Annotated in this window: 14 protein-coding genes; 12 read left to right on the plus strand and 2 right to left on the minus strand. The window is 68.6% G+C overall.

What is annotated here, in order from left to right:
• Positions 1 to 19: 19 nt before the first annotated feature.
• The 8 genes from HDA44_RS28215 to HDA44_RS28250 all read left to right on the plus strand — a co-directional run bounded on the left by HDA44_RS28215 (position 20) and on the right by HDA44_RS28250 (position 7403).
• Positions 20 to 508, plus strand: coding sequence for a SigE family RNA polymerase sigma factor (locus tag HDA44_RS28215; protein ID WP_184839499.1), 489 nt, complete (start codon positions 20 to 22; stop codon positions 506 to 508).
• The gene (locus HDA44_RS28220; protein ID WP_184839501.1) at positions 501 to 1115 is read left to right on the plus strand and encodes a hypothetical protein; all 615 of its coding nucleotides are present in this window, start codon (positions 501 to 503) and stop codon (positions 1113 to 1115) included. Before HDA44_RS28215 ends, HDA44_RS28220 begins: the two co-directional genes overlap by 8 nt.
• Before the next feature lie 15 nt (positions 1116 to 1130).
• On the plus strand, positions 1131 to 2567 hold the full coding sequence (purB, locus tag HDA44_RS28225; protein WP_184839503.1) for an adenylosuccinate lyase: 1437 nt from the start codon (positions 1131 to 1133) through the stop codon (positions 2565 to 2567).
• A gap of 56 nt (positions 2568 to 2623) precedes the next feature.
• Positions 2624 to 2980, plus strand: coding sequence for a hypothetical protein (locus HDA44_RS28230; RefSeq protein WP_184839505.1), 357 nt, complete (start codon positions 2624 to 2626; stop codon positions 2978 to 2980).
• Between the two features lies 1 nt (position 2981).
• Entirely contained in the window at positions 2982 to 3374 is a 393-nt protein-coding gene (locus tag HDA44_RS28235) for a hypothetical protein (RefSeq protein WP_184839507.1), read from the plus strand.
• A gap of 63 nt (positions 3375 to 3437) precedes the next feature.
• Positions 3438 to 4658, plus strand: coding sequence for a bifunctional glycosyltransferase family 2/GtrA family protein (locus HDA44_RS28240; protein ID WP_184839509.1), 1221 nt, complete (start codon positions 3438 to 3440; stop codon positions 4656 to 4658).
• The gene (locus tag HDA44_RS28245; RefSeq protein WP_184839511.1) at positions 4658 to 6751 is read left to right on the plus strand and encodes a glycosyltransferase family 39 protein; all 2094 of its coding nucleotides are present in this window, start codon (positions 4658 to 4660) and stop codon (positions 6749 to 6751) included. The genes HDA44_RS28240 and HDA44_RS28245 overlap by 1 nt, the downstream gene beginning before the upstream one ends.
• A gap of 202 nt (positions 6752 to 6953) precedes the next feature.
• Entirely contained in the window at positions 6954 to 7403 is a 450-nt protein-coding gene (locus HDA44_RS28250) for a hypothetical protein (RefSeq protein ID WP_184839513.1), read from the plus strand.
• Between the two features lie 234 nt (positions 7404 to 7637).
• Here HDA44_RS28250 and HDA44_RS37605 read toward each other — a convergent pair whose 3' ends face one another.
• Positions 7638 to 8156 (minus strand): TetR/AcrR family transcriptional regulator, encoded by a 519-nt coding sequence (locus tag HDA44_RS37605; RefSeq protein ID WP_337906507.1) that lies wholly within the window; start codon positions 8154 to 8156, stop codon positions 7638 to 7640.
• 382 nt (positions 8157 to 8538) lie between these two features.
• Here HDA44_RS37605 and HDA44_RS28260 point away from each other — a divergent pair, with 382 nt between their 5' ends.
• Positions 8539 to 9648 carry an FAD-dependent monooxygenase gene (locus HDA44_RS28260; protein ID WP_184839515.1) on the plus strand — a complete coding sequence of 370 codons (1110 nt, stop codon included), beginning with the start codon at positions 8539 to 8541 and terminating at the stop codon, positions 9646 to 9648.
• A 21-nt stretch (positions 9649 to 9669) separates the two neighbouring features.
• Positions 9670 to 10545, plus strand: a complete 876-nt coding sequence (locus tag HDA44_RS28265) for a phosphoribosylaminoimidazolesuccinocarboxamide synthase (RefSeq protein WP_184839517.1) — start codon at positions 9670 to 9672, stop codon at positions 10543 to 10545.
• 17 nt (positions 10546 to 10562) lie between these two features.
• On the opposite strand, the gene HDA44_RS28270 is transcribed toward HDA44_RS28265, so the two are convergent.
• Positions 10563 to 11051, minus strand: coding sequence for a hypothetical protein (locus tag HDA44_RS28270; RefSeq protein ID WP_184839519.1), 489 nt, complete (start codon positions 11049 to 11051; stop codon positions 10563 to 10565).
• Between the two features lie 128 nt (positions 11052 to 11179).
• Between HDA44_RS28270 and purS the strand changes: the two genes are divergently transcribed.
• On the plus strand, positions 11180 to 11446 hold the full coding sequence (gene purS, locus HDA44_RS28275) for a phosphoribosylformylglycinamidine synthase subunit PurS (RefSeq protein WP_184839521.1): 267 nt from the start codon (positions 11180 to 11182) through the stop codon (positions 11444 to 11446).
• On the plus strand, positions 11443 to 12114 hold the full coding sequence (gene purQ, locus HDA44_RS28280; protein WP_184839523.1) for a phosphoribosylformylglycinamidine synthase subunit PurQ: 672 nt from the start codon (positions 11443 to 11445) through the stop codon (positions 12112 to 12114). Before purS ends, purQ begins: the two co-directional genes overlap by 4 nt.
• Positions 12115 to 12119 lie beyond the last annotated feature (5 nt).

Here is a 12119-nt window from a genome sequence, read left to right on the forward strand (position 1 = left end):
GTCGGGGGTGTAGGTGGGTATGGAGACGGAGGGGCTGCGGGATTTCTACCGCGCGTACCAGCCACGGCTGGTCGGGGTGATCTCGTTGCTGACCGGGTCGCGCGCCGAGGCCGAGGACATCGTCCAGGAAGCGTTCGTCCGGTTGGTGCCGCGCTGGCAGAAGGTCTCGCGGTACGACTCTCCGGAGGCGTGGGTACGCCTGGTGGCCGTGCGGTTGGCGGCCAACCGGCACCGTGACGGCAACCGGTTCCGGCAGCTGTTCCACCGGCTGCCGGCCGAGCAGGTCGCGGACCCCGCCGATGGTTACACGGGTGATCTGGAGCAGGCTCTCGCCGGCCTGCCGATGCCGACCCGGCAGGCCGTCGTCCTCCATTACGTCTGCGACCTGAGCGTGGCTCAGGTCGCGGACGCGCTCGGGATCGCGGAAGGCACGGTCAAGTCGCGCCTGTCCCGCGCCCGGGACACCCTGTCCGCATCATTGCTGTTGAGGAGTGACGACCATGCCTGATCTGCAGGAGGACCTGCGGGCCCTGGCGGACCGCCGGACGGCCGAGTCGGCGGGTGACTTCGACTCCGTGCTGACCACGGCCCGGACCCGTAAGCGCCGCCGGACCGCCGGCCTGTCCGTGATCGGCGCGGCCGTGGTGGTCGGTGCCGTCGCGATCGTGCCGACGCTGCGGCCGGCGCCCAACGACACCCCGGTGGCGAACCTTCCGGTACCGCCGAACGCGGTCGCCACGCCGGAGGTCTCGGTGCAGCCGACCACCGAGCCGGCCGTGAAGGCCGGTCCGCTCGGGATCAAGTCGCTGTCGAAGTCGGCCGGTGGTCAGTTCGTCGCGTCGTTCCCGGACAAGAAGGTCCGGGCCGCGACCTTCACGCTGGCGTCGACGGCGAAGCCGGACGTGCCGCTGTACACGCTGGTCGCGAAGATCCCGGGTGACGCGACGACGCCGCATTCGTGGCCCGCGATCCAGGGTGAGGCCGGGATGGCGATTCCGTCCTACCAGAGCGCCGGCCCGTACACGCTGGCTGTTCCGAAGGGCCTCGCCGCGGGCTCGTACCAGGTCTGCACGCTGTCCGGCGCGAAGCTCTGTGGTCTGGTGACGGTCAAGTAGCAGCCGTCTGGGAGAATGGGGTTCGTGACCAAACCCCGGATCCCCAACGTTCTCGCCGCGCGCTACGCCAGTCTGTCGATGGCGGAGCTGTGGTCGCCAGAGCACAAGATCGTGCTCGAGCGGAAGCTCTGGGTGGCGGTACTGCGGGCCCAGCGCGAGCTCGGGGTCGCGGTGCCGGACGGGGTCGTCGAGGACTACGAGCGGGTGATCGGCCAGGTCGACCTGGAGTCGATCGCGGCCCGGGAGCGGGTCACCCGGCATGACGTGAAGGCACGGATCGAGGAGTTCAGCGCGCTCGCGGGGCACGAACACATCCACAAGGGGATGACGAGTCGTGACCTGACCGAGAACGTGGAGCAGCTCCAGATCCGCGCCGGTCTGGAGCTGATCCGGGACCGCGCGGTGGCGACTGCCGTGCGGCTCGGGCAGCTGGCGGCGGACCATGCGGCGCTGGTGCTGACCGGCCGTTCGCACAACGTGGCCGCTCAGGCGACCACGCTCGGCAAGCGGTTCGCCTCGGCGGCGGACGAGTTGCTGGTCGCGGTCGCGCGGCTCGAGGAGCTGATCGAGCGGTACCCGCTGCGTGGCATCAAGGGCCCGGTCGGTACGGCGCAGGACATGCTCGACCTGTTCGGCGGCGATGCGGAGAAGCTGGCCACGCTGGAAACCACGATCGCCCAGCACCTCGGGTTCAACCAGGCGCTGACCAGCGTCGGCCAGGTGTACCCGCGGTCGCTCGATTACGAGGTCGTGTCCGCGCTGGTCCAGCTGGCCGCCGGGCCGTCGAGCCTGGCGACCACGATCCGGCTGATGGCCGGGCACGAGCTGGTCACCGAGGGGTTCAAGGAGGGCCAGGTCGGGTCCTCGGCGATGCCGCACAAGATGAACACCCGGTCCTGTGAGCGGGTGAACGGTCTCGCGGTCATCCTGCGTGGGTACGCGTCGATGGCCGGCGAGCTGGCGGGTACGCAGTGGAACGAGGGCGACGTGTTCTGCTCGGTCGTCCGCCGGGTCGCGCTGCCGGACGCGTTCTTCGCGCTGGACGGCCTGTTCGAGACGTTCCTGACCGTGCTGGACGAGTTCGGCGTGTACCCGGCGGTGGTCGCCCGTGAGCTGGAGCGGTACCTGCCGTTCCTCACCACCACCAAGGTGCTGATGGCCGCGGTGAAGAACGGGGTCGGCCGGGAAACCGCGCACGAGGTGATCAAGGAGCACGCGGTCGCGACCGCGCTCGACCTGCGCAAGGGCCTGCCCGCGAACGACCTGTTCCACCGCCTCGGGACCGACGGCCGGCTCGGGCTGACCGAGGAGCAGATCGTCGGCATCGTCGGCGAGCCCCTTTCCTTCACCGGCGCGGCAGTCGCCCAGGTCGGCGCCGTCGTCGCCCAGATCGACGAACTCGCCAAGCGCCACCCGGAAGCAGCCGCGTACACCCCGGGCGACATCCTCTGAGCCCTTGGCGTGGCCGGATAGCTGCCCGGCTGGGGCGATGTGACATTCTCTAGGGCGTGTTCGCACCGCTCACCTGGGTACTAGTCGCGTTGTCGCTGGCCGCGATGGTGTACGCCGTTGTCCTGGCCGCGCGGAACAAGCGGATCGACTGGACCGTGCTGGGAATCATCGGCGTGATCGAGGTCGCGTTGATCGCGCAGCTGGTGATCGGGATCGTGCAGCTGAGCGGTGCCGAGCGGGACGTGTCTGGGCCGTTCTTCGTCGGCTATCTGATCGGTTCGCTGCTCGTGCTGCCGGTCGGTGCGTTCTGGGCGCTGGCGGAGAGCAGCCGTTGGGGCGCCGGCGCGCTGGCGGTCGCGTGCCTGGTGGTCCCCATTCTCGAGCTGCGGCTGCACGAAGTCTGGACGGCGTGAGATGGCCGATCCAGCCGCGACGAAACACGGTCCGGGCCGGATTCTGATCGCGGTGTACGGCGTGTTCGCGCTGGCCGCGACGGCCCGGGCCGCCGTCCAGATCGCCACCAAGTTCCACGAGGCGCCGATCGCGTACCTGCTGTCGGCCGTTGCCGCGATCATCTATTGCGCGGCGACGTTCGCGCTGGCGAAGGCGACCACGGTGTCCCGCAAGGTCGCCACCGCCGCGATCGCGATCGAACTCGTCGGGGTGATCGGCGTCGGCGCGTTCAGTTACGCCGTACCGGACGACTTCCCGGACGCGACCGTGTGGTCGCATTTCGGTCAGGGCTACGGATTCGTACCGCTGGTGCTGCCCGTACTCGGCCTGCTCTGGCTTCGTCGCACCCGGTAACTGCCAGCAAACTCCCAGCCACCCGCAGGGGCCGGCTCAGGTTCGCCGGACAGCATCGGTGCCATGGAGATTCCAGGTCACCCTCGGGTCGAGATCGTCGTACCCGTCAAGAACGAGGAGAACGACCTCGGACCGAACATCAGGCGGCTCCGTGAGTTCCTCGACACCGCCTTCCCGTTCTCGGCCGAGGTCTGCATCGCGGACAACGGAAGTACGGACGCGACCTATGAGATCGGCGCGCTGCTCGCCGCGGAGCTGCCCGGGGTCCGGGTGGTACGGCTGGAGCAGTCCGGGCGTGGCCGGGCGCTGAAGCAGGTCTGGTCCGCGAGCAACGCAGAGGTGCTCGCGTACATGGACGTCGACCTGTCCACCAACCTGAACGCGCTGCTTCCGTTGGTCGCGCCATTGCTGGCCGGCCACAGCGATGTTGCCATCGGCACCCGATTGGCGAAGAGCTCCCGGGTGGTCCGGCGGCCGAAGCGCGAGTTCATCTCCCGCTCGTACAACCTGTTGCTGCGGGCAACTTTGAGCGCGCACTTCTCGGACGCGCAGTGCGGGTTCAAGGCGATCCGCGCCGAGGTCGCGCGCGAGTTGCTGCCGCTGGTCGAGGACACCAGCTGGTTCTTCGACACCGAGCTGCTGGTGCTGGCCGAGAAGGCCGGTCTGCGCATCCACGAGGTGCCGGTGGACTGGATCGACGACCTGGATTCGCGGGTCGCGATCGCGAAGACGGTCGGCGAGGACCTGCGCGGCATCGCCCGGCTGATGCGGAGCCGGGCGGACCTCGAACCGGTGCGGCAGAAGTACGGCCGGCCGCGAATCCTCGACCCGCGGACCGCCATGGCCGCGCGCGTACTGCGGTTCTGCGCGGTGGGCGTGCTCAGCACCGCGGCGTACGCGCTGCTCTATCTCGTGCTGCGGCAGGGCATGCCGGCCCAGGTCGCGAACCTGCTGGCCCTGCTGATCACCGCGGTCGGCAACACCGCGCTCAACCGGCGGATCACGTTCGGCGTACGCGGCGTGGAGGGCCGGTGGCGGCATCAACTCCGCGGACTGGTCACCTTCGGCATCGGCTGGAGCCTGACCGCGGCGTCGCTGTGGCTGCTGCACACGGCCGTCGCCGCGCCGCACCAGGCGGTCGAGATCACCGTCCTGACCGCCGCGAACCTGGCTGCCACGGTGGTCCGCTTCAGCCTCTTCCAGACGTGGGTGTTCGACGACGACGCGCCCACATTGCCCGCCTTCGAATCACCGGCGGTCCTCGATCAAACCCGGAGCAACTGATGACCACGCTGTCCGATCCCGTCGAGGCGACTCGGCCGCGGGCCATCACGTACACGCTCGGCAAGGACAAGGTCCTGTACGGCGGGCTGCTGGTACTGACCGCGATCGCCTATTTATGGGGACTTTCCAAGAACGCGTACGCCAACGAGTACTACGCGGCCGCCGTCCAAGCCGGATCGACGAGCTGGAAGGCCTGGTTCTTCGGGTCTTTCGATGCTTCGAGTTTCATCACCGTCGACAAGACGCCCGCATCGTTGTGGGTGATGGGTTTGTCGGCGCGGATCTTCGGCTTCAGCAGTTGGAGCATGCTCGTACCGCAGGCGTTGATGGGGGTCGCGAGCGTCGGATTCGTGTACGTGTCGGTGCGGCGCTGGTTTTCCGCGAATGCCGGTCTGCTCGCTGGGGCGATCCTTGCCTTGACGCCGGTCGCGGTGTTGATGTTCCGGTTCAACAATCCTGATGCGCTGCTGATTCTGCTGTTGTGCGCCGGGGCTTGGGCGGTTACGCGGGCGATCGACTCGTCGACGCATGCCGCTCGATGGATGATGCTGGCCGGGGCGCTGGTCGGGTTCGGGTTCCTGACGAAGATGTTGCAGGCGTTCTTGATCCTGCCGGCGTTCGGGTTGGCGTACCTCGTCGCCGGGAAGCCACGGTTGGGGAAGCGCGTCCTGCATCTCGTACTGGCGACTGGGTCGTTGATCGTCAGCGCCGGGTGGTGGGTCGCGATTGTCGAGCTGCTGCCTGCTTCGGCGCGACCGTACATTGGCGGGTCGTCGACGAACAGCATTCTCGAATTGACGCTCGGGTACAACGGACTTGGTCGGTTGAACGGCAACGAAACCGGGTCGGTCGGCGGCGGCGTCGGGAATCCTGGATGGGGCGGTTCCACTGGCGTACAGCGATTGTTCGGTGGGGAATTCGCTTCGCAGATCGCCTGGTTGTTGCCGGCCGCGTTGCTGGCGACCGTTGTGTTGGTGGTTGCCGCGGGCAAGGCGCCGCGTACGGATCGGAAGCGCGCGTTCGCGTTGCTGTGGGGCGGGTGGCTGGTCGTCACCGGGCTGGTGTTCAGTTACATGCAGGGCATCATCCACAGCTACTACATGATCGCGCTGGCGCCGGCGATCGGTGCGGTGATCGGCGCGGCGATGTTCGTACTGTGGCGGCGCCGGGGCGAGTGGTTGCCTCGGGCAACTCTTGCTGGTGGAATTCTGCTGACGGCCGGGTGGGGGTTCGCGCTGCTTCGGCAGACGCCGACCTGGCAGCCCTGGTTGCGGTGGGTCGTGCTGATCACGGGCGTCGTTGCTGCGGGGTTGCTGATGCTGCTGCCGGAGCTGAAGCTGCATCGGACGGCGGTACGGCGGGCTGGATTGTTCACGGCGGCTCTGCTTGCCGTGAGCGCATTGGCCGGGCCTACTGCGTACTCCGTGGAGACCATCAGCTCGGCGCACGCCGGCGCACTGCCGTCGGCGGGCCCGTCTGGTACTGGCGGAATGGGCGGATTGGGGCGCATGGGCATGATGCCGCCCGGCCAACTGAGCACACAGAACGGGAACGGGACTGGTACGCAGAATGGGACCGGCCAGCAGAACGGGGCCGGTGCGCAGAACGGGGCTGGTGCGCAGAACGGGGCTGGTGCGCAGAACGGGGCTGGTGCGCAGAACGGGACTGGGCGGTTTGGTCGCGGTACGGGTGGCGGCGGGATGGGCGGGGCCGGCGGGTTCCTGGGCGGCGGCGGAATCAGCAGCGTCTCCAGCGAACTGGTAACCCTGCTGCAACAGGGCGCGAAGGGCTACACCTGGGCAGCCGCCGCGGTAACCGCCAACGGCGCCGCCCCGCTCCAGATCGCCTCCGGTCAGCCGATCATGGCAATCGGCGGCTTCAACGGCACCGACCCCGCCCCCTCGCTGGCCGAGTTCAAGCAGCTAGTTGCTCAAGGCAAGATCCACTACTTCATCGGCTCCTCCGGCTTCGGCGGCCCCGGCGGTCGCGACGGCACCTCCTCGGAAATCGCCACCTGGGTAGCCCAAACCTTCAAATCCCAAACCGTAGGCAACGCCACCGTCTACGACCTGACCACCAACGCTGGAGCCTGATATGCCAAACCACCCCAACCAACCCCACGAAAACCCCGCCAACCCAACCAACGTCAACCCATCCATCCCCGCCAACGCAACCAACCCCGCCAACCCGGCCTATGCAACCAACCCCGCCATCCCCGCCAACTCAACGAACCCGACCGGCCCGACCGGCCCGATCGATCCGGACGTCGGCCAGGGTGTACCAGCGGGTCCTCCCGTGTCTCCCGCTCCGCCGGCGTCGAGCGCGGCGCAGCCAGTCACCGGTGGCAAACGTCCAAGCAACGTGGTCCTCGCCGGCGCCGGTTCCGTACTAGCTGTTCTCGCCTTCCTGGGCGGCATGGCAGTAGGCCACTCCTGGGACGGAACCAGCAATCAGCAGGGCCAGCTCGGCGGCCCCGGCGGCGGCTTCCGAGGCGGCTTCCCCGGCCAAGGCAATGGCACCGGCAATGGCACCGGCAATGGCACCGGCAATGGCACCGGCAACGGAACCTTCCCCGGCCAAGGCACCACCGGCCAGGGTCAGGGCACCACGGGCCAGGGTCAGGGCACCACGGGCCAGGGTCAGGGGGCGACCGGCCAAGGTCAGGGGGCGACCGGCCAGGGATCGACCGGGCAGGGGGCGCAGCAGGGTCAGGGAACGCAGCCGGGTCAGACCCAAACCGGCTGACCGTTCCGCCAACCCGACCTGGAACACGCCCCGCCGGCGCCGAATCAGGTGAAGGTGCCGAATCCCGTGAAGGTGATGGTCGGTTCGGCCGGGCTGTGCAACCACCGCAGGCATGGATCGTGTACCGAAGGACTGGTGGTACACCTGCGAGACGGTGTACGCGGGAGTGCATTCACGCTCAGGTGCACTAGCCGCCGCCTGACCACTACCTGTTCTTCGGTACGCAACCGCCACTCATCCGGTGCTCGTGGTTTTGAGGCCGGTGATTAGGGCGGTCACGGCGCGGCGTACGGCGGCCTCGTACGCGGCCGGGGTGAGGGTCGCGCCGACGCCGGCCACGCGGTCGTACATCAAACCGTCGAGCATCGCGGCGACCGGCCAGGCGGCCTGGTCCGGGGCGGGTACGTCGAGGGTGGCGAGGAGTTGGGCGAGCATGGCGCGGAGCTGGCGGCCGCCTTCGTCGATCGCGGTCCGGAGTTCGGGGCGGCGGGCGGCTTCGAGGGAGAGTTCGTAGCGGGCGATCAGGTCGTCGGGGCGGGTACGGGCGAGGGTGACGGTCATTGTCACGATCAGTTCGAGTGGGTCGGCGCCGGCGGGGGGCATGCCGCTGACGTCACGGGCCAGCATCCGGTCGACGCAGGCGGAGAGGAGCGCGTCGCGAGTACGCAGGTAGTAGGACGTCGACCCGGCCGGCAACCCGGCCTCGGCATCCACCGCACGATGCGTCAGCCCACGAAGCCCCCGCGTAGTCACCAGCCGAATAGCCGCATCCGCAATAGCCTCCCGCCGCCCCACCCCCCGAGGCACCTGCCGAACAGCCGCATCCACAGTCGCGTCCTGCTGCCCCGTCCCCTGCCGCGCCTGCCGAGTAGCCGCGTCCGCAGTGGCGTCCTGCTGCGCCGCCCCTTGAGGCGTCTGCCGAGTAGCCGCGTCTCCAGTGGCCTCCTGCTGCCCCGCCCCCTGCGGCGCCTGCCGGCCAGGTGGCACCGCGTCGTCTGTTGTTGGCGCACTGTCCCTCGTGTCACCGGCGTGGTTGTCCTCCGAGGTGGCGGGCTTTGGGGTGGGTGGGACGGGGGTTGTCACGGGGACAGTCTTGCACTGGCTGGGCAGACTCTACAGGTGTAGAGTTTGGAGTATGCGGACGGCGATTGTGGTGGGGGCGGGGATCGGCGGGGTGACCGCGGCGGTTGCGTTGCAGCGGTGTGGGTGGCGGGTGACGGTGCTGGAGCGGGCGCCGGAGTTGGGGGAGGTCGGTGCCGGGATCTCGGTGTGGCCGTCGGCGGTCGCCGTGCTCGAGGGTCTCGGGGTGAAGGGCGTCGAGAAGGTGGCGGTACGGGCGAAGCCGGCCGGGATGCGGAAGCCTGACGGCCGCTGGGTGGTCGGGGCCGCCGAGCTCGGCGTGGAGATCCCGGTGATGATCCACCGCGCCCAACTGCACGACCTGATCACCGCTGAGTTCGACGGCCCGGGACATACCAAACCGTTTGGTATGGCGGCTGGGGACCGGCGAGGTGGGGTGACGGTTTGGACTGGGTATGAGGTGGTGGGGGTTGAGCAGGATGGGGAGGGGGTGGTGGTGAACGGGGAGCTTCGGGCGGAGTTGCTGGTGGCGGCTGATGGGGTTCGTAGTGTGGTTCGGAAGGGGCTGTACCCCGACTACGCAGGACCCCGGTATTCGGGGGTGTCGGCTTATCGGGGGATCGCGGACGTTGCCGTGGATGACGGCGGTGGGGAGACCTGGGGCCGGGGGCAACTCTTCGGATTCGCGCGCCTGATCGACGGCCGCTTCTACTGGTACGGAACCGTGAACCAGCCGCCAGGAACGACCAGCGAACCGACCGCCTTCGCCTCCTGGCATGCACCCATTCCACAGCTGATCGCCGCCACCGAAACGGTTCTGCAGAACGACATTTACGACCTGACCACCCCGCTGGTTCCGTTTGTACAGGGCCGGATCGTCCTACTCGGCGACGCGGCGCACGCGATGACCCCGTACCTCGGCCGCGGGGCCTGCTCGGCGATCGAGGACGTCGGCGCACTGGCCCGGCACCTGCAAAACGCCAGCGATCTCACGACAGCCTTGGCCGCGTACGACGCCGAGCGCCGGCCCGCGACCACCAAGCTGGTGAAACGCTCCCGGAGTATCGGCCGCCTGTCCCAAACCGAGAATCAGCTACTGCGTACGCTCCGCGACGGACTGTTCGGTATCGGCGGCAAACTGATGTCACTGCGCGCCCGCAAGTAGCCGGATGGAAGAATCCGCGGTGTGACCACTCAGCCGCAGGCGCCGGAGATCGCTGGCGCGAAGCACATCCACTCCGGCAAGGTCCGGGACCTGTACGAGCTGGAGTCCGGCGACCTGTTGATGGTCGCGAGTGACCGGATGAGCGCGTTCGACTGGATTCTGGAGACGCCGATCCCCGACAAGGGGAAGGTGCTGACCGCGATGAGCCTGTGGTGGTTCGAGCAGCTCGACGTGCCGAATCACATCCTCTCCACGGACGTACCCGCCGAGGTCGCGGGCCGGGCCGTGGTCTGCGAGAAGCTGGCGATGTACCCGGTCGAGTGCGTCGCCCGTGGGTACCTGAGCGGCTCCGGGCTGCTCGACTACAACGCGACCGGCGCGGTCTGTGGCATCCCGTTGCCGGCCGGTCTGGTCGAGGGTTCGCGGCTGGAGACGCCGATCTTCACCCCGGCCACCAAGGCGGAGCTCGGCGAGCACGACGAGAACGTCTCGTACGAGGCCGTGGTCGCGACCGTCGGCGCCGACACGGCCGCCGCGCTGCGCGACGCCACGCTCGGCGTGTACACGACTGCCCGGGCGATGGCCGAGCAGCGCGGGATCATCCTGGCGGACACGAAGTTCGAGTTCGGCGCCCGCGCGGACGGGACGATCGTGCTGGCCGATGAGGTGCTGACGCCCGACTCGAGCCGGTTCTGGCCGGCTGACCAGTGGGCGCCGGGGAAACAGCAGCCGTCGTACGACAAGCAGATCGTCCGTGACTGGCTGCAGTTCGAGTCCGGCTGGGACCGCGAGTCCGGCGAGGCCCCGCCGCCGCTGTCCGACGAGGTGATCGAGCGCACCAGGTCGGCGTACATCGGCGCGTACGAGCAGCTGACCGGCCGCAAGTTCGACAGCTAGTGCGCCGACACGGCGCACTAGAACCCACTCACGCCAAGCGCCAGCAGCACGAACCGGGCGACCCGGCCGGCCAGTACTGACAGGGTGAAGACCACGGTCTTCATCCGGGACGCGCCGCCGATCAGTGCGACCCCGTACAGCGGTGGGATGCCGATGAACGCGCTCAGTAATGTCACCGGGGCGCCCCAGCGGCTGTCGCTCATGGCGTCCAGGAGGCGTTTGCTGACGCCCCGGTTCCACTGGACGAAGCGGCCCCAGCGGGTGTCCAGGTTGACCGGTTTGGGTTCCTTCGTCTTCCGGCCGGCATAGCCCGGGCGGTAGCGGACGGCGAGGAACATCGCGACCTTGCCGATGGTCTGGCCGATCGAGACCCCGATCGCCGCCACCACCGGGTCGAGCGCACCGGATACGCCCACCCCGAGCACGTACGCCTCGGCGTTCAGCACCGGTATCACGGCGGAGCCAATACCGAAGCCCACCGCGAGTACCAGTTGCCACGCCCACATGTCATCGAGGCTAGGCGTCCCGTCAGTAGTTGACAGGGAACCTAGGTCCACTTCCGGGAGCGATCAGGGTCACATCCGGGGACCAGGTACGATGCACCCGTCAGTCCGCAACGAAACTGGAGTAGTCAGTGGCTCGCGTTGTCGTCGACGTCATGCTCAAGTCCGAGATCCTCGACCCGCAGGGCAAGGCGGTGCACGGCGCGTTCGGCCGGCTCGGCTTCGACGGCGTGGCCGACGTCCGGCAGGGAAAGCGCTTCGAGATCACCCTGGACGGTGCGGCGACCGAGGAGCGCGTCGCCGAGATCCGGAAGGCCGCGGACACTCTGCTGGCCAACCCGGTGATCGAGGACTACACGCTGCACGTCGAGACGGATGACAACGAGGGCGGCCGGTGAAGATCGGGGTCGTCACCTTCCCGGGCTCGCTGGACGACGCCGACGCCCGCCGCGCGGCAGCGGTCGCCGGTGCCGAGGCGGTCGCGCTCTGGCACGGTGACGCGGACCTGCGCGGCGTGGACGCGGTCGTCCTGCCGGGCGGCTTCTCGTACGGTGACTATCTGCGCGCCGGCGCGATCTCCCGGTTCGCCCCGGTGATGGACACCATCATCAAGAAGGCCGGCGAGGGTCTGCCGGTGCTGGGGATCTGCAACGGCTTCCAGGTGCTGTGTGAGTCGCACCTGCTGCCCGGTGCGCTGATCAAGAACCACCACCGCAAGTTCATCTGCAAGGACCAGCCGCTGCGGATCGAGAACAACCGCACCGCGTGGACCAGCGACTACGACGCCAACCACGAGATCACCATCGTCCTGAAGAACCAGGACGGCTCGTACGTGGCGGATGACGCGACACTGGACCGCCTGGAGGGCGAGGGCCGGGTCGTCGCCCGCTACCTGGACGAGAACCCGAACGGCTCGTACCGCGACATCGCCGGTATCACCAACGAGCGCGGCAACGTGGTCGGTCTGATGCCGCACCCGGAGCACGCCGTCGAGACACTGACCGGCCCGACCACGGACGGCCTGGGCTTCTTCACCTCGGTGCTGAAGGCCGTCGTCGCCTCCTGATGAGG

Origin of the sequence: Kribbella solani, from assembly GCF_014205295.1 — a bacterium.
Classification (GTDB): domain Bacteria; phylum Actinomycetota; class Actinomycetes; order Propionibacteriales; family Kribbellaceae; genus Kribbella; species Kribbella solani.